19 protein-coding genes are annotated in these 21613 nt (G+C 70.7%); 12 read left to right on the top strand and 7 right to left on the bottom strand.

Annotation, left to right across the window (positions count from 1 at the left end):
• Positions 1 to 125 precede the first annotated feature (125 nt).
• On the bottom strand, positions 126 to 602 hold the full coding sequence (locus tag A37W_RS0108825; protein WP_018302668.1) for an SRPBCC family protein: 477 nt from the start codon (positions 600 to 602) through the stop codon (positions 126 to 128).
• Positions 602 to 943: an ArsR/SmtB family transcription factor gene (locus A37W_RS0108820; protein WP_018302667.1), complete on the bottom strand. Its 342-nt coding sequence runs from the start codon at positions 941 to 943 to the stop codon at positions 602 to 604. The genes A37W_RS0108825 and A37W_RS0108820 overlap by 1 nt, the downstream gene beginning before the upstream one ends.
• 155 nt (positions 944 to 1098) lie before the next feature.
• Here A37W_RS0108820 and A37W_RS0108815 point away from each other — a divergent pair, with 155 nt between their 5' ends.
• The 4 genes from A37W_RS0108815 to A37W_RS0108800 all read left to right on the top strand — a co-directional run bounded on the left by A37W_RS0108815 (position 1099) and on the right by A37W_RS0108800 (position 7872).
• Positions 1099 to 1632: a hypothetical protein gene (locus A37W_RS0108815; RefSeq protein ID WP_018302666.1), complete on the top strand. Its 534-nt coding sequence runs from the start codon at positions 1099 to 1101 to the stop codon at positions 1630 to 1632.
• A 341-nt stretch (positions 1633 to 1973) separates the two neighbouring features.
• On the top strand, positions 1974 to 5705 hold the full coding sequence (dnaE, locus tag A37W_RS0108810; protein WP_018302665.1) for a DNA polymerase III subunit alpha: 3732 nt from the start codon (positions 1974 to 1976) through the stop codon (positions 5703 to 5705).
• Positions 5706 to 5715: 10 nt separating this feature from the next.
• The gene (locus A37W_RS0108805) at positions 5716 to 7257 is read left to right on the top strand and encodes a phospholipase D-like domain-containing protein (protein ID WP_018302664.1); all 1542 of its coding nucleotides are present in this window, start codon (positions 5716 to 5718) and stop codon (positions 7255 to 7257) included.
• A 60-nt stretch (positions 7258 to 7317) separates the two neighbouring features.
• Positions 7318 to 7872 (top strand): hypothetical protein, encoded by a 555-nt coding sequence (locus tag A37W_RS0108800; protein WP_018302663.1) that lies wholly within the window; start codon positions 7318 to 7320, stop codon positions 7870 to 7872.
• Between the two features lie 4 nt (positions 7873 to 7876).
• Here A37W_RS0108800 and A37W_RS0108795 read toward each other — a convergent pair whose 3' ends face one another.
• Both A37W_RS0108795 and A37W_RS0108790 read right to left on the bottom strand, forming a co-directional pair.
• Positions 7877 to 8068 carry a SlyX family protein gene (locus A37W_RS0108795; RefSeq protein ID WP_026198385.1) on the bottom strand — a complete coding sequence of 64 codons (192 nt, stop codon included), beginning with the start codon at positions 8066 to 8068 and terminating at the stop codon, positions 7877 to 7879.
• A gap of 150 nt (positions 8069 to 8218) precedes the next feature.
• A complete protein-coding gene (locus A37W_RS0108790) occupies positions 8219 to 9004 on the bottom strand; it encodes a phenylalanine 4-monooxygenase (protein ID WP_018302661.1) in 786 nt (261 codons plus the stop codon).
• A gap of 109 nt (positions 9005 to 9113) precedes the next feature.
• Here A37W_RS0108790 and A37W_RS0108785 point away from each other — a divergent pair, with 109 nt between their 5' ends.
• From A37W_RS0108785 to A37W_RS0108765, 5 genes are all read left to right on the top strand, one after another.
• Positions 9114 to 9572 carry an Lrp/AsnC family transcriptional regulator gene (locus A37W_RS0108785; protein ID WP_018302660.1) on the top strand — a complete coding sequence of 153 codons (459 nt, stop codon included), beginning with the start codon at positions 9114 to 9116 and terminating at the stop codon, positions 9570 to 9572.
• A gap of 452 nt (positions 9573 to 10024) precedes the next feature.
• On the top strand, positions 10025 to 11587 hold the full coding sequence (gene hisS, locus A37W_RS0108780) for a histidine--tRNA ligase (protein WP_018302659.1): 1563 nt from the start codon (positions 10025 to 10027) through the stop codon (positions 11585 to 11587).
• Positions 11584 to 12675, top strand: a complete 1092-nt coding sequence (locus tag A37W_RS0108775; RefSeq protein WP_018302658.1) for an ATP phosphoribosyltransferase regulatory subunit — start codon at positions 11584 to 11586, stop codon at positions 12673 to 12675. Before hisS ends, A37W_RS0108775 begins: the two co-directional genes overlap by 4 nt.
• Positions 12672 to 13364, top strand: coding sequence for an ATP phosphoribosyltransferase (gene hisG, locus A37W_RS0108770; protein ID WP_018302657.1), 693 nt, complete (start codon positions 12672 to 12674; stop codon positions 13362 to 13364). Before A37W_RS0108775 ends, hisG begins: the two co-directional genes overlap by 4 nt.
• 116 nt (positions 13365 to 13480) lie before the next feature.
• Entirely contained in the window at positions 13481 to 13834 is a 354-nt protein-coding gene (locus A37W_RS0108765; protein ID WP_018302656.1) for an HdeA/HdeB family chaperone, read from the top strand.
• 52 nt (positions 13835 to 13886) lie between these two features.
• Here A37W_RS0108765 and A37W_RS0108760 read toward each other — a convergent pair whose 3' ends face one another.
• Entirely contained in the window at positions 13887 to 14297 is a 411-nt protein-coding gene (locus A37W_RS0108760; protein WP_040753759.1) for a DUF1489 family protein, read from the bottom strand.
• A gap of 131 nt (positions 14298 to 14428) precedes the next feature.
• Between A37W_RS0108760 and A37W_RS0108755 the strand changes: the two genes are divergently transcribed.
• On the top strand, positions 14429 to 16717 hold the full coding sequence (locus A37W_RS0108755) for an adenosylcobalamin-dependent ribonucleoside-diphosphate reductase (RefSeq protein ID WP_018302654.1): 2289 nt from the start codon (positions 14429 to 14431) through the stop codon (positions 16715 to 16717).
• A 226-nt stretch (positions 16718 to 16943) separates the two neighbouring features.
• On the opposite strand, the gene A37W_RS0108750 is transcribed toward A37W_RS0108755, so the two are convergent.
• Complete coding sequence (locus A37W_RS0108750) at positions 16944 to 18374, bottom strand: homospermidine synthase (protein WP_018302653.1); 1431 nt, start codon at positions 18372 to 18374, stop codon at positions 16944 to 16946.
• A gap of 146 nt (positions 18375 to 18520) precedes the next feature.
• Between A37W_RS0108750 and A37W_RS0108745 the strand changes: the two genes are divergently transcribed.
• Both A37W_RS0108745 and A37W_RS0108740 read left to right on the top strand, forming a co-directional pair.
• Complete coding sequence (locus A37W_RS0108745) at positions 18521 to 19633, top strand: tetratricopeptide repeat protein (protein WP_018302652.1); 1113 nt, start codon at positions 18521 to 18523, stop codon at positions 19631 to 19633.
• Between the two features lie 131 nt (positions 19634 to 19764).
• Positions 19765 to 20622, top strand: coding sequence for a DUF4394 domain-containing protein (locus A37W_RS0108740; RefSeq protein ID WP_018302651.1), 858 nt, complete (start codon positions 19765 to 19767; stop codon positions 20620 to 20622).
• Between the two features lie 70 nt (positions 20623 to 20692).
• Here the strand turns inward: A37W_RS0108740 and rpsD are convergent, their stop codons facing one another.
• Positions 20693 to 21313 carry a 30S ribosomal protein S4 gene (rpsD, locus tag A37W_RS0108735; protein WP_026198384.1) on the bottom strand — a complete coding sequence of 207 codons (621 nt, stop codon included), beginning with the start codon at positions 21311 to 21313 and terminating at the stop codon, positions 20693 to 20695.
• Between the last annotated feature and the right edge of the window lie 300 nt (positions 21314 to 21613).

Genomic DNA, 21613 nt, shown 5'->3' with positions numbered 1-21613 from the left:
TCCTCCCGCGCGGTCGATGCGGCGTAGACCGCGGCGCCCCTGTCCCGGGGGCATGAAAGCGCGGCGGGGCGCGGTTGGCAAGGTTCGCCGGGCGGGGGAGACGCCGCCCGCCCGGCGACATGGCGTCAGAGGCCGGCCTCGGCCATCTCCTTCAGCTGGTCGGCGACCTGGCCCCAGCCGTCGTGGAAGCCCATTGCCTCGTGCTTCTTCATGTCCGCCTCGCTCGCGTGCAGCGCTGTCGCGGTGTAGCGGCATCCGGTCGCCGTCGCCTCGATCTCCATGATCGCGGTCAGCGGGAAGTCCATCTCGCCGGTCTTCACCGCATTGGGGCGGAAGCCGGGGCCGAGCGCGCTGGTCCAGGCGATCCGCTTCTCCGGCTCGGCGATCAGGACGCAACCGGCCGGCTCTTCCATGACTCCCATCTCGGGGATGTCCATCGCCAGAAGCCAGATGCCGCCGGGCGTCGGGTCCAGCTCCAGCTTCGTGATCGTCACCGGGCGCGGCGCGAACCACTGCTTCAGCAGCTCCGGCTCGGTCAGGCAGCGCCAGACGGTCGCGGGACTGGCCGCGATCTCGCGGCTGAGGGTCAGGTCGTAGGGCATCATGGCTCCTTGGGTGGGGATTCGGTTTCCAGCCGTTCGGCCAGCGCATCCAGCCGGTCGAGCCGCGCCTCCCAGATCCGGCGCTGGCGCTCGATCCAGCCTTCGGCGTCGGCCAGCGCCAGCGCCTCTATGTGGACCGTGCGCACCCGCCCGGCCTTTTCGGACCGGACGAGACCCGCGGCCTCCAGCACCTTGAGGTGCCGCAGGAACGTCGGCAGCGCGATGTCGTGCGGCGCGTGCAGCTCGCTGACCGGGGCGGGCCCGCGGACCAGCCGCTCGATCACCGCGCGGCGCGTCGGATCGGAGAGGGCGGAGTAGAAGGCATCGAGACTGTTAGTCATAAGGCTAGGTATCTCGATGTCGGGGCCTTGTCAAGATACCTAGTCGAACGGCTACCTATGGGGGCGACGCTGAGTAAGGAAAGCCTCACTGTGCGGCGAGGGGCCGCGGCCATAGAAGCCGCCATCCGAATTTCCGACAGGGAACGACATCTGAAATGGACCTCTATACCGCACTGAAATTCCTGCATGTCATGGCTGCCGTCGTCTGGGTTGGCGGGGGCCTGTGTTTCACCATCCTCACCATTCTCGCCGGCCGCGACGGCCGGCGCCTGCTGTCGCTGCTCGAGACGCTGGCGCCCCTCGGCCTCGTCATGATGCCGGCGAGCCTGACCGTGCTGCTGACCGGCGGCGCGCTCGTCTGGATCGGCGCCTGGGGCTTCCAGGCGTGGATCGTGCTGGCGCTGGCCGCGGCGCTGATCAGCTTCGTCATGGGCGCGACGATCCTGGGGCCGACGCTGAGCCGGATCGCGACCCTCAAGGCCGAGGGCGACGTCGTCGGCGCGCTGGCGCAGGCCGACCGGCTGGTCTGGCCGGGCCGAGCCGAGCAGGCGCTGTTCATCCTCGTGGTCTGCCTGATGGTCGCCAAGCCCGGCTGGGCCGAGATGCCCGCCATCGGCGCCCTGGCCGTCGCGCTGTTCGCCGGCGTGGTGCTGATCAATACCCGCGGTCCCCGGCCCACGCTGGCCTGAGGCGCGGCACTTGATGCGACGGCCCCGGGCAGCGATGTCCGGGGCCTTTGCTTTTTCCCGCGCCCTGCCGGCAACGCCTCTGCCCGGAATCAGCCGCGCGAGCGGCCCGGGCAGCGTCTGGCCGCCCCCCGGCCAGACGCTTCCTCGCCCCCTGCGAGACGATCGAGATCGTCCGGGGGACGCCGGATAAAGTGCGCCTACCACTGCGTCGGGGCGTCTGACCGCGGCCAGACGCCGCCCTCCGTCGATCCTAGACGGAGCCGAGGCGCCAAGCCGGACCCGCCCCGCCCACCGCCGGGTCGCGGTTGCCCCGGTCAGGGGACACAAGATACTGTGGCTCCATGGCCCAGCAGCCCCGATTCATCCACCTGCGCACCCACACCGAATATTCGCTCCTCGAAGGCGCGATCCCGGTGAAGAAGCTGCCCGAGATGGCGAAGACCGCGGGCATGCCCGCCGTCGCCGTGACCGACAGCGGCAACATGTTCTGTGCGCTGGAATTCTCGGAATACGCGTCGAAGGCCGGCATCCAGCCGATCCTCGGCTGCCAAGTCCCGCTGCGCTACCTGACGCCGGAGCCGGGCAAGCGGCCGGACCTGCCCGCCGGCCTCGTCCTCCTCGCCCAGTCCGAGCGGGGGTACGAGAACCTGATGAAGCTAAACTCGGCGCTGTACCTGACCGAGAGCGACGAGATTCCGCAGGTCACGCTCGACGACCTCGCCGCCCATGCCGACGGCCTGATCTGCCTCACCGGCGGCCCCGACGGCCCGGTCGGCCGCCTGCTCCGCGCCGGCCAGCGCCCGAAGGCCGAGGCGCTGGTGCGGCGCCTGTCGGAGATCTACCCCCAGCGCCTCTATGTGGAGCTGCAGCGCCATCCCGGCGAGGCCGGCCTGCCGCCCGCCGAGAAGGCCAGCGAGCGCGGCCACGTCGAGATCGCCTACGACATGGACCTGCCGCTGGTCGCCACCAACGACTGCTACTTCCCCAAGCCCGACCTCTACGAGGCGCACGACGCGCTGCTCTGCATCGCCGAGGGCTCTTACGTCGACCAGCAGGAGCCGCGCCGCCGCCTGACGCCGCAGCACTACTTCAAGAGCGCGCAGGAGATGGCGACCCTGTTCGCCGACCTGCCCGAGGCGCTGGAGAATACCGTCGAGATCGCCCGCCGCTGCGCCTACAAGGCCGAGAAGCGCAAGCCGATCCTGCCCAAGTTCGCCGACGACGAGGTGGAGGAGCTGCGCCGGCAGGCGAAGGAGGGCCTCGACGCGCGGCTGAAGGTGATCGACGCCGCCGCCCCGCGAGAGGAGTACGACGCGCGGCTGGAGTTCGAGCTCGGCATCATCGAGGGGATGGGCTTTCCCGGCTACTTCCTGATCGTCGCCGACTTCATCAAGTGGGCCAAGGACCACGACATCCCCGTCGGCCCCGGCCGCGGCTCCGGCGCCGGATCGCTCGTCGCCTATGCGCTGACCATCACCGACCTCGACCCCTTGCGCTACTCGCTCCTGTTCGAGCGGTTCCTGAACCCCGAACGGGTGTCGATGCCCGACTTCGACATCGACTTCTGCATGGACCGCCGGGAAGAGGTGATCCGCTACGTGCAGGAGAAGTACGGCCGCGAGAAGGTGGGACAGATCATCACCTTCGGCGCGCTGTTGTCCAAGGCCGCGGTGCGCGACGTCGGGCGCGTGCTGCAGATGCCCTACGGGCAGGTGGACCGCCTGTCGAAGATGATCCCGGTGGAGGGGGTCAAGCCCGTCTCCATCGGCAAGGCGCTGGCCGACGAGCCGCGCCTGCGGGAGGAAACGCGCGAGACCGAGCAGGACCGCCGCGAGGGGCGCCGCAACCCCGCCGCGCGGCTGTTCGAATATGCCGAGAAGATCGAGGGGCTGCTCCGCAACGCCTCCACCCACGCCGCGGGCGTGGTCATCGGCGACCGGCCGCTGGATGCGCTGGTCCCGCTCTACCGCGACCCGCGCTCGGACATGCCGGCGACGCAGTTCAACATGAAGTGGGTGGAGCAGGCGGGGCTGGTGAAGTTCGACTTCCTCGGCCTCAAGACGCTGACCGTCATCCAGAACGCCGTCGACCTGATCCTGAAATCCGGCCGCCCCCTGCACCAGGCGGCGGACGGCACGGTCCTCTACACCCCCGCGCCGGGGGCCGAGAACCAGATGAACCTGATCCCGCTGGACGACGAGAAAAGCTACCGCCTCTACTCGAAGGCCAAGACCGTCGCGGTGTTCCAGGTGGAATCGTCGGGCATGATGGATGCGCTCAAGCGCATGAAGCCGACCTGCATCGAGGACATCGTCGCGCTGGTGGCGCTCTACCGCCCCGGCCCGATGGAGAACATCCCGGTCTACTGCGAGGTGAAGAACGGCCTGCGGGAACGGGAATCCATCCACCCGCTGATCGACCACATCCTGGAAGAGACGCAAGGGATCATCGTCTACCAGGAACAGGTGATGCAGATCGCGCAGGAGATGGCGGGCTATTCGCTCGGCGGCGCCGACCTGCTGCGCCGGGCGATGGGCAAGAAGATCGCCGAGGAGATGGCCAAGGAGCGCCCCAAGTTCGAGGCCGGCGCGATGGCGAACGGCGTCGACAAGCAGAAGGCGTCCGAGGTCTTCGACCTTCTGGAGAAGTTCGCCAACTACGGCTTCAACAAGTCCCACGCCGCCGCCTATGCCGTGGTCAGCTACCAGACGGCCTGGCTCAAGGCGAACCACCCGGTCGAGTTCATGGCCGGCGTGATGAACTGCGATATCCATCTGACCGACAAGCTGGGCGTCTACTTCCAGGAGGTCCGCAAGGGCCTCGGCATCGAGGTGATCCCGCCGTGCGTGAACCGGTCGCAGGCGACGTTCGACGTGGTGGACGGCAAGCTGGTCTACGCGCTCGGCGCGCTGAAGAACGTCGGCGTCGACGCGATGCGGCTGGTGGTCGAGGGCCGCGACGGCCACAGCGACACCCGTCCCGGGCTCGACCCGGGACCTCGCGCAAACGAGGGTGCCCGGTCCGGCGAGGCCCCGGGTCAAGCCCGGGGCGGTTCGAGCGAGACGGCGGGTGCAGGGACCGCCCGTCCCGGGCCTGACCCGGGACCTCGCGCAAACGGAAGCGCCCGGCCGGGCGAGGCCCCGGGTCAGGCCCGGAGCGGGTCGTCGAAACCGTTCGTGAACCTCTTCGACTTCGCCCGCCGGGTGGACCTCAAGCGCGTCGGCAAGCGCCCGCTGGAGATGCTGGCGCGGGCCGGCGCCTTCGACCAGCTCGACCGCAACCGGCGGCGGGTGTTCGATTCGCTCGACCAGCTGGTCGCCTATTCCGCCGCCGTCCACGAGCAGCGCCAGTCCTCGCAGGTCTCGCTGTTCGGCGAGGGCGGCGACGACCTGCCCGAGCCGCGCCTGTCGGCCGCCGCCGACTGGCTCCCGGCCGAGCGGCTGGCCGAGGAATTCACGGCGATCGGCTTCTACCTGTCGGGCCACCCTCTCGACGACTACCTGCCGGCGCTGAAGCGGCGGGACGTGTCGACCCTCGACGAGGTGACGGCCAAGGCCGAGCGCAGCCCCTGCATCGCCAAGATGGCCGGCACCGTCGCGGGGAGGCAGGAGCGCAAGTCGGCCCGCGGCAACCGCTTCGCCTTCGTCCAGCTGTCGGACCCGACGGGGCAGTACGAGGTGACCGTCTTCTCCGACACGCTGGAGGCGTCGCGCGATCATCTCGAGACCGGATCGCAGGTGATCCTGACCGTGGAGGCGAACATGGAGGCCGACCAGCTGAAGCTGCTCGCGCGGTCGATCGCGCCGATCGACAGCGTGGTGGCGAGCGGCGAGAGCGCGGGCCTGCGCGTCTTCGTGGAGGAGCCGGCGGCCGTCGGCCCGGTGGCGCAGCTGTTGCAGAAGGCGGCGAAGGACGGGCTGAAGGGCGGGCGCGGGCCGATCTACTTCTGCCTGATGGGCGAGGGCCTGCCGGGCGAGGTGGAGCTCGACTGTGGCAGCACCTTCCCGGTCACGCCGCAGATCAAGGGCGCGCTGCGCAGCCTGCAGGGCGTGGTCGAGGTCGAGGACCTCTGACCGGATCCCGATGCAGACGATCCTGATCGCGATCCTCGCCACCCTCGCCCTGGTGGCCGTCTTTCTCGTGCTGCTCGGCCGGCGGATCTGGAGTCTGCCGGACCTGTCGCGCCGGATCGACCCGCCGCCCGCCCCGGTGCCCGAGGGCGGCGCGCTGGCCGAGGCGTTCGGCGCCGCCATCGCCGCCCATCCCGGCCGGTCCGGCGTCATGCCGATCCCCGGCGGCCCCGGCGCCTTCGCCCTGCGGGTGGCCCTGATCCGTGCGGCGGCGCGGCGGCTGGACGTGCAATACTACATCTGGCAGCGCGACGTGACCGGCCTTCTCCTGCTGGACGAACTGCGCAAGGCGGCCGACCGCGGCGTCAGCGTCCGCCTCCTGATCGACGACAACGGCATCCCGGCGCTGGACGACCTGCTGGCCGAGCTGGACGCCCAGCCGAACGCCGAGGTGCGTCTCTTCAACCCGTTCGTCCTGCGGCGGCCCAAGGCGCTGAACTACCTGTTCGACTTCCCCCGCCTGAACCGGCGGATGCACAACAAGTCGCTGACAGCGGACGGCATCGCCACCATCGTCGGCGGCCGCAACATCGGCGACATCTACTTCGGCCACGGCGAGGCGCATTACCGCGACCTCGACGCGCTCGCCGTCGGGGAGGGCGCGGCCGAGACGGCGCACGATTTCCAGCGCTACTGGACCTCGGCGTCGGCCTATCCCGCCGGCTGGCTGCTGGCGCCGCCGCGGCTCGGCAGCCTCGACTCCGCGTTGGTGCCGTACCGCGCGGGGGGCGAGGTGGCGCGCCTCCTGGCCGAGGTCGAGGCACGGGGGCCGATGGACGCGATCCTGAAGGGCGAGCTGCCCCTCGACTGGTGCCGCGTCGACCTCGTCAGCGACGATCCCAGGAAGGCGCTGGGCGACGGCAAGGATCCGTCGCGCCTGCTCGACCGGCTGATCGAGGGACGGGTCGCGCCGAAGCGGTCGCTCACCCTCATCTCGGCCTACTTCGTGCCCGAGCGGCGCGGCGCGGCCTACCTGATCTCGCTGGCGCGGGCCGGGGTCAGGGTCCGGGTCCTGACCAACGCGCTGGAATCGACGGACGTCACGCTCGTCCATTCCGGCTACATCCGCTACCGCCGCGCGCTCGCCCGCGCCGGCGTGCAGCTGTTCGAGCTGCGGCCCGTCCTCGGGCGCGAGGAGGCGCGGCGCGTCGACACCCGCCTGATCGGCAAGGGCACGGCCAGCCTGCATGCCAAATCCTTCTCGGCCGACGGGGCGCGGGTCTTCATCGGGTCCTACAATTTCGACCAGCGCTCGCTGAACCTGAACTGCGAAAACGGGGTGCTGATCGAGAGTGAGCGCCTTGCGGCGGTGCTGGAGGAGCGGTTCGACAGCGAGATCCGCCCGCTGGCGTGGGAGGTAACGGCGGCGCCGGGCGGCGGGCTGACCTGGACCGGCTCGGATGGGGCGGTCTGGCGGCACGATCCGGGCACCCGCGCCGGCACCCGCCTGCTGGTCCGCGCGGCAAGCCGCCTGCCGATCGCCTGGCTGCTGTAGACGGATTCGACCGCGCCGCCGGCCCGTGCTATCTGCTCGCCGATCCGAGGGGGATGCGAGATGATGATGAGAACCGGTCTGGCGGCGCTCTGCGCCGTGACGCTTGGCGCCTGTTCCGGCGCGGTGTCGCCGAACGTGGCAGGCCTGGCGATGACTCTCGTGGCCGTGGCACCGGGGCAGAACCTGCCCTACGGCGAGTTCGCCACCTCCTGCGAGACGCCGGACGCGGACCTCGGCACGCGGATCGCCACGGCGGCGGGGTTCGAGCTGTACGACACGCAGCCGCAATCGACGACGCTGCGGACCCACTACCTTACCGGGTTCAACGACGGCTGCCCCCGGCAGTTCACCGCCGCGCTCGCGCTGTTCGGCGACGTCGCGACGCACGAGGCGCTGCGCTACGGCGACGGCGGCGGCGCGTTCACGCCGACGGACGCGGCCTACGAGCAGGTCCGCGGCTGCGGCAGCGCCGGGCAGGCCTGCGAGTCGGGCCTGGAGGGCGTGGCGCAGCAGACGGCGTTCCTGACGGTCTACCGCGCCTTCGGCTCGTCCGGCGACTGGGCCGACGTCCTGCTCTCGGGCGGCGAGATCGTGGCGATGGACTTCGAGAACTAGGCTCTCACCAGTGCGGCGGCGGCGTGATCGGCGTGTCCTGCGCCACCTCCCGCTCGGCCTCCCGCTCCATCAGCACCTGCACCCGCCGCGTCAGCGCCGCGATCTCGCGCTCCTGCCGGGCCACGACGTCGCTGAGGTCGTCGCAGGTGCGCGTCAGGTGCGCGATCTTCTCTTCGATGTGTCGGATATCGGTCATGCCGCGGAGGTAGGAAACGTGACCGGCGCTGCCAAGGGGGGGGCGGATGCCGGCGAACCGGAACACCCGCCCCGGGCCTGACCCGGGGCCCCGCGCGATCGGAGCGCCCGGCCCGGCCGAGGTCCCGGGTCAGGCCCGGGACGCGCCACTCTACGCCGCCGGGTCGAAGGCCGGGGGCAGGTCGCCCAGCTCCTTCGCCCGCGCGACCGCACCTGCGATGTCGGCGTCGAGCAGGCCGGCGAGCTGTTCGAAGCTGTCGATGACGAAGTAGACCGGCTGCACGATGTCGATGCGGTAGGGCGTGCGCAGCACCTCCATCAGGTCGAAGTCGCGCATCTCGGCCCGGCCGGAGAAGGCGTTCTCCAGCTCGGACGGCGACGAGGCGAGGCCGGCGCCGTAGGCGCGCAGGCCCTCGTCCGTGCGGATCATGCCGAACTCGACGGTGAACCAGAACAGGCGGAACATCTGCCAGTTCATGCCCCTGGGCAGCGACAGCGCAGTCTGGCCGAACCGCTCGACGAAGTCGGCGTAGGGACGGTTCGTCAGCAGCGGGCAGTGGCCGAACACCTCGTGGAAGAGGTCCGGCTCCTCGATGTAGTCCATCTCCTCGCGGCGGCGCAGGAACGTCGCGATCGGGAACTTCCGCTGGGCGAGCAGGCCGAAGAACTGCTTCGGCGGGATGATCGCCGGCACGCCCTCGACGCCGGCGCCGGTCAGCGCGGCGAGACGGGGGTCGATGTCGGCGACCTGCGGGACGCGGGCGTTGGTGAGGCCGAGCTTCTTCACGCCGTCCAGGTAGTCCGGCGTCATCCGGCCGGGCAGGGTGGTCATCTGGCGGTCGAACAGCTCGCCCCAGACGGCATCCTCGTCCGGCGTGTAGGCGTAGCGGCCGTCGGGACCGGCGTCCTTCGAGCGGTAGGCGGTGTCCTTGGCCATGGCGGGTCTCCTCTCGCCGTTCAATGTGGCCCCCGGGCAGGAAGATTTCTTGCCGGATCGTGCGGATGGGGGCAGTCTGTGGAGCAGACATTTCGTTGAAGGCCGCATTGTGAAACTGACCGATCCCGAGCGTGCGCTCCTGAAGGAGCTGCAATCCGACGCGTCACAGCCCGTGGCGGAGCTGGGCCGGCGGGCCGGCATGGCTGCCTCGACCGCGTGGCGCAAGCTGAACGAGTTCCAGGAGGCGGGGCTGATCCGGGCACGGGTGGCGCTGCTGGACCCGAAGAAGGCGGGCGCGGGGCTCTGCGTGTTCGCCCAGGTGACGCTGGAGGACCATTCCGAGGAGGCGCTGGCCGGCCTCGCCCGGATCGTCGAGACCCATCCCGAGATCATGGAGGCGCACGCAATGGCGGGGACGGCGGACTACATGCTGAAGATCCGCTGCGCCGACGTCGAGGCGTACGAGCGGTTCATGACCCACGCCCTCCTGCGCGCGCCGCACGTGCGCTCGGTCGTGTCCGCGTTCTCGCTGCGGCAGATGAAGTACACGACGGCGCTGCCGCTCTGATCCGGCGGAGCGCCTTGCGGCGCATTTTCCTTGCGTTCGGGGGGCGTCCCGCCCCCGTCCGGCCTGAGGGGCCGGACTCCCCCTGGGGATATTTATGGCTCGGTGAGAGGGACAAGGGGAGCGGCGGACCGGGAGGTGCCTCGGGCCCGCCCGCCCCGCCGCCGAGAGGACGACGGGTCCCCTCTCACGTCGCACGGTCATCGGCTTCCCAGCCTGTACCGCGTCGCCAGCGTGCCGCATTAACCTTAACGCGCCCCTAATTTCCTCTCACCGAGCCATAAATATCCTCGGGGGGGGGTGTGCGCCAGCACGCGGGGGGCAGAAGGCCCCCCTCCGACAGCAGCCACCGGCGCTCCGCTTGGAGGACAGCCCGCCGCCCCGCGCTTGCCGCCCCGCCGCCGCTGCGGTAGAGCCGCCCGCGACCTCACCAGACGCAGCCGGGAGCCCGCCTGATGGCCAAGGACAAGGGACCGCGCCGCCCCCGGGCCGAGACGCCCAAGGGGTTTCGCGACTATTTCGGTGCCGAGGTGACCGAGCGCGCGGCGATGCTGTCGACCATCGCGGGCGTCTACCACCGCTACGGCTTCGACGCGCTGGAGACGAGCGGCGTCGAGACGGTGGAGGCGCTGGGCAAGTTCCTGCCCGACGTGGACCGCCCGAACGAGGGCGTCTTCGCCTGGCAGGAGGACGAGGGCGCGGAGAAGGCCGGCGACTGGCTGGCGCTGCGCTACGACCTGACCGCGCCGCTGGCGCGGGTCTTCGCGCAGCATCGCAACGATCTGCCGACGCCCTACCGGCGCTACGCGATGGGGCCGGTCTGGCGGAACGAGAAGCCGGGGCCGGGGCGGTTCCGGCAGTTCTACCAGTGCGACGCCGATACGGTGGGCACCGCGTCCGTCGCGGCGGACGCCGAGATCTGCATGATGCTGTGCGACACGCTGGAAGAGGTCGGCATCCCGCGCGGCGACTACGTGGTGAAGGTGAACAACCGCAAGGTCCTGAACGGGGTGATGGAGGTCGCAGGCCTCGGCGGCGAGGACAGGGCGAATGAGCGCGGCATCGTGCTGCGCGCCATCGACAAGCTGGACCGGCTGGGCCCGAAGGGCGTGCGGGCGCTGCTGGGCGAGGGGCGCACGGACGAGAGCGGGGATTTCACCAAAGGTGCGGGTCTGGGGGACGAACAGGCCGATCTGCTATTTCGCTTCATCGATGCCAGCGATGACGTCAGGCGCCTGAACACCGGTGAAGTCATCAATCGAGATCAACCGATCTACGGTGCCTCAATTCTCGACTGGAACAGGAAGATACTCGAGTCACTCGGGAGGCTTGTAGCGGATAGCAAGGAGGGTACCGCCGGCGTAAGCGAACTCCTTGAAATTGTAGGCTACGCTGAAAACCAGGGCTATTCAGAAAAGCAAATCTCGGTCGACCCCTCCGTCGTCCGCGGCCTCGGCTACTACACCGGACCCGTGTTCGAGGCCGAGCTGACCTTCGAGATCGCGGACGAGAAGGGGCGGCCGCAGCGGTTCGGCTCGGTCGCGGGCGGGGGGCGGTACGACGACCTCGTGAAGCGCTTCACCGGGCAGGAGGTGCCGGCGACGGGCGTGTCGATCGGCGTCGACCGGCTGCTCGCCGCGCTGCGCGCCAAGGGGCGGATCGGGGGCGCGGCGGCGCGGGGGCCGGTCATCGTGACGGTGATGGACCGGGAGCGGATGGCTGACTATCTCGCCATGGCGGCGGAGTTGCGGAGCGCGGGCGTCCGGGCCGAAGTGTACCTCGGCAACCCCAAGAACTTCGGCAACCAGCTGAAATACGCGGACCGGCGCGGCAGCCCGGCGGCGGTGATCGCCGGCAGCCAGGAGTTCGAGCGCGGCGTGGTGCAGGTGAAGGACCTTGTCCTCGGCGCGCGGATCGCGGCCGACGCGTCCCTGGAGGAGTGGAAGGAGAACCCCTCCCAGGTCGAGGTGCCGCGCGGCGACCTCGTCGCCACCGTCCGGGCGATGCTGGACCGGTGACCGCCGCCCCCACCCCTGACCTGCGCGCCGAGGCGGCGCGGCTGTCGGTGCATTTCCGCGCCGCCGGGGCGCAGCCCGTCGAGGCGGCGATCCTGCAGCCGGCCGACGTCCTTCTCGACCTCTACGGCGAGGATATCCGCGCGCGGGCCTACGTCACTGCCGATCCGCTGCGGGGCGAGATGATGCTGCGCCCCGACTTCACCGTGCCGGTGGTGCAGATGCACATGGAGAGCGGCGCCGACCCCGCCCGCTACACCTATGCCGGCGAGGTGTTCCGGCGGCAGGAGGTCGACGAAGCCCGGGCCAACGAATACGTCCAGGTGGGCTTCGAGCTGTTCGGCGGCGACGATCCGGCCGAGGCCGACGCCGAGGTCTTCGCCACCGTCGCGGGCGCGCTGTCGGGCCTCGGCCTGACGGGTGCGATCGGCGATGTCGGCCTGCTGATCGCGGCCGTGCGGGGCCTGCGGACCACCGAGGCGCGCAAGGCCGCGCTGCTGCGGCACATCTGGCGGCCGCGGCGCTTCCGGGCGCTGCTCGACCGGTTCGGAGGGCGCGGCGCGGTGCCGCCGAGCCGGGTGCGCCTGCTCGGCCTCGGCGACCCGTTCGACGGGGCCGGTCCCGACATCGGCAAGCGCTCGCGGGCCGAGGTGGAGGCGCGGATCGCCGCCCTGCGCGAGGATGCCGCCGCGCCGCCCTTGTCGGACGAGGAGCGCGCGCTGCTGGACGAGATGGTGGCGATCCGGGCGCCGGCGCCCGACGCGCTCAGCCACCTGCGCGACCTCGCCGTCGACCTGCCGGCGACGCGGCCCGCGGTGGCGCGGATGGCGGCCCGGCTGGACGCGATGGCCCGGCGCGGCATCGACGTGGGCACCCTGCAGTTCGAGGGCAGCTACGGGCGCACGGCGCTGGAATACTACGACGGCTTCGTCTTCGGCCTCGTCGCCGAGGGCCGGCCGGAGCTGCCGCCGGTGGCGACCGGCGGGCGCTATGACGCGCTGACGAAGGTGCTGGGGCAGGGGCGGTCCGTTCCCGCGGTGGGCGGCGTGATCCGGCCCGACCTCGCGCTGGTGGCGGGGGGCGGCGCATGATCCGGCTGGGCGTGCCGTCCAAGGGGCGGCTGATGGACAAGACCGTCGCCTGGTTCGGCGAGCGCGGCATCGGCCTGCGCCGCGCCGGGTCCGAGCGCGACTATGCCGCCGTCGCCGAGGGGATCGACGGGCTGGAGCTGATCCTGCTGTCCGCCGGCGAGATCCCGCGCGAGCTGGCGGCCGGGCGGCTGCATCTCGGCGTCACCGGCTCGGACCTGGTGCACGAGAAGGTGCCGCTGTGGGAGCTGCGGCTGACCGAGCTGGCGCCGATGGGCTTCGGCCGGGCCGACCTCGTCGTCGCGGTGCCGCAGGCCTGGGTGGATGTCGACACGCTCGACGACCTCGACGCCGCCGCCGCCGCCTTCCGCCACCGCCACGGCCACCGCCTGCGGATCGCGACCAAGTACCACCGCCTGGTGCGCGAGTTCCTGCGCGAGCACGGGGTCGCCGACTACGCCCTCGTCGACAGCCAGGGCGCCACCGAGGGCACCGTCGGGGCCGAGACGGCCGAGGCGATCGCCGACATCACCTCCACCGGCGAGACGCTGCGCGCGAACGGCCTCAAGATCCTCGCCGACGGGATGATCCATTCCAGCCAGGCGACGCTGTGGCAGTCGCGCACGGCGGACTGGACCGACGAAGGACGGCGCACGCTCAAGGAGCTTGTGACGCGCCTCGGGGTGCAGTGAGCCGTCGGCCGCTCACGCGCAGGTGAGCCGGCCGTCACATGCGGGAACGTTCTACTTCCTCCGGCATTGTCAGCGCGATGGACCGGCAGGGGCCGGCCGCCTGAAGGAGAGTAAAGATGACCCATGTGACCAAGTTCGCCGCGGCCTTCGGCCTGGCCCTGACCCTCGGTGGCGCCGCGTTCGCGCAGCAGGACGACGGCAACGTCGAGGCGCTGGACCTCGTCGGCGTGGACTGCGGCGACTTCCTGGAAGCGGAAGCCTCGACGCAGACCGACTACGCCGAATCGCTCGGCGTCGACATGGCGGCGATGGTCGAGCTGCCGGACGACGCGATCGGCGACGTGGACACCATCAACGACAACGTCCGCGCCATCGCCGCGGCCTGCGAGGGCCACGAGGAAGTGGAACTCCTGGACCTCGAGACGGTGGTCGTGGAGATGAACGGGATGGACTCCACCGAGTCCAACTGATTTCCCGATCCTGACGACGATGAAGGGCCCCTTCGGGGGTCCTTTTTCGTGTCTACAGCAGGCCCATCTCCTCCAGCGCCTTCGACAGGCCGGGCGGCAGGGGCTCTTCCTGCTCGCGGCCGGGCGGCAGATCGGGCGGGGCGTCGGCCGGGGCCAGGTAGCGCCAGCCCTGGAACGGGCGGCGCGGGACCGACGCGGTGCGATGCAGTTCGGGATCGAGGACGAGGGCGCAGCGCAGGATGCCGTCGCCGCCCCGCTGCTCCTCCAGCCCCACGATCCGCTGCCGGCAGAGGATCAGCCCCTTGATCACCCAGTAGATCGACCCGCCGGCCAGCACCTCGTCGCCGCGCTTGGGCCACATGCGGGTGACGTGGCGGTTCAGGCCGTCGGCGGACTGCGCCCGGCGCGACGCCTGCCAGCGGGCTAGGTCCGCCACGTCGTCGGTGCCGACGGACAGTTTCATCAGGTTGACGTAGCCTGCTGACCCCACGACTGCCCTTCCGTTCTTCTTTTGCCCCTATATCTGGTGTAGGGTAGGTCTCCGCCTCCGATTCTTCCAGCACCCGGGCCGTCACGATGTCGAAAGACCACGCCATGAGCCGTTTCGCCGCGCCCATCGCCGAGCAGATCTGGGACATGAAGTACCGGTTCAAGCAGCCGGACGGCACGCCGCTGGACGAAACGGTGGAGGACAGCTGGCGCCGCGTCGCCCGCGCGCTGGCGTCGGTGGAGGCCGACCCCGCCGCGTGGGAGGGCCGGTTCTACGCCGCGCTCGAGGATTTCCGCTTCCTCCCCGCCGGCCGCATCCTCGCCGGCGCGGGCACGGCGCGGACGGTGACGCTGTTCAACTGCTTCGTCATGGGGACGATTCCGGACAGCATGGGCGGCATCTTCGACGCGCTGAAGGAAGCGGCGCTGACGATGCAGCAGGGCGGCGGCATCGGCTACGACTTCTCCACCCTGCGGCCCAAGGGCGCGGCGGTCCACGGCGTCGGCGCGGACGCTAGCGGGCCGCTGTCGTTCATGGACGTCTGGGACGCGATGTGCCGCACCATCATGTCCGCCGGCAGCCGCCGCGGCGCGATGATGGCGACGCTGCGCTGCGACCATCCCGACATCGAGGCCTTCGTCGCCGCCAAGTCCGACCCCGCCCGCCTGCGCATGTTCAACATGAGCGTGCTGGTGACGGACCCGTTCATGGAAGCGGTGAAGGCCGACGCCGACTGGCCCCTCGTCTTCGGCCGCGAGACCTACCGCACGATCCGCGCCCGCGCCCTGTGGGACGCGATCATGCAGGCGACCTACGACTACGCAGAGCCGGGCGTGATCTTCATCGACCGCATCAACGCGATGAACAACCTCGCCTATGCCGAGACCATCGCGGCCACCAATCCTTGCGGCGAGCAGCCGCTGCCGCCCTATGGCGCGTGTCTCCTGGGGTCGGTCAACCTCGCCCGGCTGGTGAACGACCCGTTCGGCGCGGAGGCGGAGCTGGACGAGGCGGCGCTGGACGAGCTGGTCGCGGTGGCGGTCAGGATGATGGACAACACCGTCGACGCCAGCCGCTTCCCGCTGCCCGAGCAGCGGGCCGAGGCGCAGGCCAAGCGGCGGATCGGGCTCGGCGTGACCGGCCTCGCCGACGCGCTGGCGATGGTCGGGCTGCGCTACGGGTCGGACGAGGCGGTGGCGCGGACGGGGGAGTGGATGCGGCGGATCGCGCGGGCGGCGTACCTGGCCAGCGCGGAGATCGCGAAGGAGAAGGGCGCCTTCCCGCTGTTCGACGCGGACGCCTACCTTTCTTCCGGCACGATGCAGAAGATGGACGAGGACGTGCGCGCCGCGATCCGCGAGGGCGGCATCCGCAACGCGCTCCTCACCTCGGTCGCGCCGACCGGGACGATCTCGCTCTATGCCGGCAACGTCTCGTCGGGGATCGAGCCGATCTTCGCCACCGCCTACACCCGCAAGGTGCTTCAGCGCGACGGCACGAGGACCGAGGAGGAGGTCGTGGACTACGCCGTGCAGATGTGGCGCGACACGCACGGCGAGGCGGACCTGCCCGCCCATGTCGTGGACGCCCAGACGCTCGCGCCCGAGGATCACGTCCGGATGCAGGCCGCCGCGCAGGAATGGGTGGATTCGTCCATCTCCAAGACGATCAACGTCCCCGCCGACATCTCGTTCGAGCGGTTCAAGGACGTCTACATGCTGGCCTGGGACACCGGCTGCAAGGGCTGCACGACCTATCGCCCGAACGAGGTGACGGGGAGCGTGCTGTCGCTGGCGCCGAAGCCCGAGACGGCCACCGCGCCAGCCTCGGAGGTCGTCGCCGACACCCATGCCGGCGATCTGATCTACGCGCCCGAGCCCGAACCGATCGACCGCCCGACCGAGCTGGAGGGCGCGACCTACAAGCTGAAATGGCCGGACAGCGAGCACGCGATCTACATTACCGTCAATGACATCGTCGTCGGCGGCCGGCGCCGGCCGTTCGAGATCTTCATCAACTCCAAGAACATGGAGCATTTCGCCTGGACCGTGGCGCTGACCCGGATGATCAGCGCGGTGTTCCGGCGCGGCGGCGACGTGTCGTTCGTGGTGGAGGAGCTGAAGGCCGTCTTCGACCCCCGCGGCGGGGCGTGGATGGGCGGCAAGTACGTGCCCTCGATCTTGGCCGCGATCGGCGGCGTGATCGAGACGCACCTCGTCGCCATCGGCTTCCTCGCGTCCGAGGGGGCGGGCCTGAAGGCCGACCCCCACGCCGAGGTCACGCCGCTCGGCCGGCGCCCGTCCGCGGCTTGCCCGTCCTGCGGCTCCTTCGACGTGCGCATGGTCGAGGGCTGCCTGACCTGTAGCAACTGCGGCTATTCGCGCTGCGGGTGAGGGCCGGCTTCAGGCTACTACTTCTTCTTCCCCGCTCAGCCGGGCGTCCCACGACTGGCCCGCCCCGGCCCTCGAGCCGGAGCCACCGGCAGCGTGGCGTGCATCGATCGGCGAGGTCCCGGGTCAGGCCCGGGACGGGATCGCCCCGGCTTCAAGGTACGGCCCCCGCCGGGGCAACCGGCTCCGCCCCGGGCACCGCGGCGACCAGTCCAGCATGCCCGGCCCGTCAGGTGGCGAGCACGTTCCGGAACTGCCAGGGGTCGCTGTCGTCGATGTCCTCGGGAAAGTGCTCCCACCGGTCCTGCAGGGGCGTCCAGTCGGTATAGTGCGCCTCGACCGGGCCGAGGTAGGGGCGCTGCACCTCGAGGCACCTGGCGTGGTCCATCTCGTCGGTCTCGACGATGCCGGCGCCGGGGTTCTCCAGCGCCCAGACCATGCCGGCCAGAACCGCCGACGTCACCTGCAGGCCGGTCGCGTTCTGGTAGGGGGCGAGGTCCTTCGTCGCCTCGTTCGACAGGCGCGAGCCGAACCACAGCGCGTTCTTCTCGTGGCCGTAGAGAAGCACGCCGAGCTCGTCGATGCCCTCGACGATCTCGTCCACGTCCAGGATCTCGTGCACCGTCTGCTGCCGGCCGGAACCGAACATCTCGTGCAGCGACAGGACGGCGTCGTCGCAGGGGTGGTAGGCGTAGTGGCAGGTCGGCCGGAACTCCGGTGCTCCGGCCTCCCCCACGGTGTAGTAGTCCGCGATCGAGATCGCCTCGTTGTGAGTGACGAGAAAGCCGAACTGCGGCCCCGGCGTCGGGCACCAGGTGTGGACGCGAGTGATCGCGCCCGGCCGCTCCAGCCAGATCGCGCTGCGGCAGCCGGTGTCGTGGCGGTGGCCGTTCTCGGGGAACCACGTCTCGTGCGTGCCCCAGCCCAGCTCGGCGGGCTGGAAGCCCTCGGCGATGAAGCCCTCGACCGACCAGGTGTTGACGAACGTGCCCCGCGGCCGCGGCCGGCGGCGGACCTGGGTGTCGCGCTCGGCGATGTGGACGCCCTTGACGCCGAGGGACTGCATCAGCCGCGCCCAGCCGGCGCGGTCGGTCGGCGCCGCCGCGTCGCGGCCGGTGTCGCGGGCCAGCGTCAGCAGCGCCTCCTTCACGAACCACGAGACCATGCCGGGGTTGGCGCCGCAGCAGCTCACCGCCGTGGTGCCGCCGGGATTCGCCGCCTTCTCGTCCCGCACCGCCTGCCGCAGGGCGTAGTTGGTGCGCGCCGCGTTGTCCTGCGTGTCGAAGTAGTAGCCGGCCCACGGCTCCACCACGGTGTCGATGTAGGGCACGCCGATCTCGCGGCAGAACCGCAGGATGTCGAGCGAGGAGGTATCGACCGACAGGTTCACGACGAAACCCTTGCCCGGCTCCAGCAGGCGGCCCAGCACCTCGCGGTAGTTGGTCGGCGTCAGTCGGTCGGCGACGTGGTTGATCCGGTGCTGGCGCAGGAAGGTGTGGTTGCGCTCGTCCGGCTCGATCACGACGAAGCGGTCTGCGTCGTAGTCGAAGTGGCGCTCGATCAGCGGCCAGGTGCCCTTCCCGATGGAGCCGAAGCCGATCATCACGATGGTGCCGTCGATCCGGGCGTGGACCGGGTGGTCGGGATGTTCCTGGGCCATGCGTCGCTCCTGCTGCCGGCACCCGTCGCGGGCGCGGGCCCCGTATAGGGTCCGGAATACCGGAAGGAAACCGCGTGCCCCCTTGCCGGAAGACGGGGCGCCGTCGCAGGATCGGTCGAGTTGAGCTCAATATTTGGACCTGTCCGATGTCTCTTTCCGCCCGCCTCGCCCCCCTCGCCCTTGCGCTTCTGCCCCTGGGTCTGCCGACCGGCGCCGCCGCCTACGACCAGCGGCTCGATTGCTGGGACACCGACGGCCTGCCGGCCCCGGTGATCGCCCAGTGCCTCAAGGCCGCCTCGAACATCGACGCGAGCCGCGCCGCCTACCAGGCGCAGAACTATGCCGTCGCGCGGGCCGAGGCCCTGGCCGCGCGCGACCTCGTGCCGGACTGGCACGTGCCGGTGATCGACCTCAGCTGGATCGAGGCGGCGGAAGGCAACGTCGAGGCCGCGGTCCTCCTCGCCGAGGAGGGGCTCGCCCTCGCGCCCGGCAATCCGTGGGCGCTGGAGCAGGCGCTGATGACCCGCCGCGATGCCGGTCGCGGCGACGAGTGCGGCCCGGCCGCGGCGCTGCTGGCGGTGGTCGCCCCGCCCACCGACTCGCACATGTTCGGCACGGTCGCCCTGTGCATGCAGGACATCGCCGCCTGGCCCGAGGCGAAGGTCGCCTACGAGCACGCCCTCGTCGTGGGCGAGGACGTCTACTGGGCGAACCTCCGCCTCGCCGAGGTGAACGCCCAGCTGGACGACTGGCCGGCGGTCGAGGCCGCGGCCCGCGCCGCGCTGGAGGCGTCGCCGTCCGAGCTCGAGCCGGTCCGCCACCTTGGGCATGCGCTCGTCCGGCAGGACCGCAACGACGAGGCGCTGGCGCTGTACCGCCAGCAGGAGGCGGCGATCCGCAGCGCCGAGGACGATTGGGGCGTCCCGAACGCCATCTCGTGGGACCTCTACCTCGACGGCGACCTGACGAACGCGCTGATGATCATGGAGCGCTGGGCCGAGGACCAGACCGACCCGGTGGATGCCTATCAGGGCTACGACACGCTGGCCCATGTCTACGCCGCGACCGGCCGCCCGGACGAGGCGCTGCGCTACTTCACCCTCGCGCTCGACGACTGGCCCGAGGGGATGGAGCCGTTCTACCGCGAGCGGCTGGCGGCGCTGGGGATCACGGCCGGCCCGGACCGCGCCGGCCTTCTCGCCGGCCTCGGCGACTGCGCCCGCCGCGGCGCGGCCTGCCGCCTGTACGACGGGCGCTGATCGCCACGACGGGACGCGGCGACACGACGCGCCCTTTCGTCGGCGCGTCGTGCAACTTTCATTCGTCGCTCGTCGTGACTCGGGTCCGAGGCGGTGCACAGAGCGCCGCTCCGCAACCCGAAAGGATCGACATGAAAGCCCACCTTCTGACCACCGCCGCCCTTCTGACGACGGGCGCCACGTCCGCCCTCGCGGAAGCCCACGCCGGTGGCGCCATGGGGTTCGCTCTTGCCGATGACGGCGCGACGCTCGTCACCATGGCCGATATCGCCGCGCCCGGTGAGGTCGAGACCGTCGCCCTGTCGACCAGCGTCCGCGCCATCGCCTATCGCCCGGTGACCGGCGACCTGCTGGGCTTTGCGGACGGGATGATCGTCTCCATCGACCCGGCCACCGGCGAGGTGACGGACCTCGGCGCCACGTTCGCCGAGGATGCCGCCATCGGTGCCGACGGCGCCGTGGCGTTCGACTTCAACAACGCGATCGACGCGGTGCGGGCGGTCGGCTCCGACGGCGCGAACCTCGTCTACTTCCCCGACGGGTTCGGCGACGGCGACGAGCGCGCGAACCAGGTGATGCGCTTCACCGACGCCGCCTACGGCGCCGGCGACGCCAACGAAGGCACGTCGCCGATGGTCTTCGCGAACGCCTACACCAACGCGGTCTCCGGGGCGACGGCGTCCGAGACGGCGCAGTACGCGCTGGACGCCGAGACCGACTCGCTGGTGACGCTGGCGAACAACGACGGGACGCTCGGCACCGTGGGGCCGGTGACGGTGGACGGTGCCGAGGCCGACCTCTCCGCTTTGGGCGGCTTCGACATCCTGTCGATGGCCGAGGGCGAGAACGAGGGCTACGCGATCCTGCAGATGGAGGGTGCCGAAACGGCGGGCCTCTACATGATCGACCTTCAGACCGGCGCGGCGACGATGCTGGCCGACCTCGGCATGGGCGGCATCAGCGGGTTCGCGGTCGCCCCGGCGATGTGAGTCCGTAGCCCGGAACGAGGAAGGGCCGCCCCGAGGGGCGGCCCTTCGCATGCCGGCCGGTGGGGCCGGATCAGTTCTTGGCGTAGAATTCGACGACGAGGTTCGGCTCCATCACCACGGGGTAGGGCACGTCGGCCAGCTGCGGCGCGCGGGTGAAGGTGGCGGTCATCTTGGAATGGTCGGCCTCGATGTAGTCGGGCACGTCCCGCTCGGCCAGGCCGACGGCTTCCAGCACGATGGCGAGCTGGCGCGACTTGTCGCGGACCGAGATCACGTCGCCTTCCTTGACGCGGTAGGAGGGAATGTTGACCCGGCGGCCGTTCACCTCGACGTGGCCGTGGTTCACGAACTGGCGCGCGGCCCAGACGGTGGGCACGAACTTGGCGCGGTAGACGACGGCGTCGAGCCGGCGCTCCAGCAGGCCGATGAGGTTCTCGCCGGTGTCGCCCTTCACGCGCTCCGCCTCGGCATAGATGCGGCGGAACTGCTTCTCGGTCAGGTCGCCGTAATAGCCCTTCAGCTTCTGCTTGGCGCGCAGCTGGGTGCCGAAGTCGGACATCTTGCCCTTGCGGCGCTGGCCGTGCTGGCCGGGGCCGTACTCGCGGCGGTTCACCGGGGACTTCGGGCGGCCCCAGATGTTCTCGCCCATGCGGCGGTCGATCTTGTACTTGGCAGAGGTGCGTTTGGTCACCGTCTGATCTCCTTCATGCATGCCCCGTGCGGGGCGGAAGGGCGTTGTCCTCTGGGCAGTCGGCCACGCGGCCTCGTCCCCGACAGGCATCCCCTCGCGGGGGCCACCAACACCAACGAAGCGCGCCTTCTAGACGACGGGCGGGGGGAGTCAAGCTGCTTCGGCCGCTGCCGGGGCGGAGAGACCCGGGGCGCTGCCCCGGACCCCGGGATATTTATGGCTCGATGAGAGGGAAGAGGGCGCCGCGCCGTCTCACCCCGCGGGGGCGGGCCGGCCCGTCGACGTGATCCTCCAGCGGCG

Source organism: Wenxinia marina DSM 24838, from assembly GCF_000379485.1.
GTDB classification, from domain to species: Bacteria; Pseudomonadota; Alphaproteobacteria; order Rhodobacterales; family Rhodobacteraceae; genus Wenxinia; species Wenxinia marina.
The sequence above is the reverse complement of the archived record's forward strand: the minus strand, read 5'-3'. Positions and strand labels throughout refer to the sequence as shown.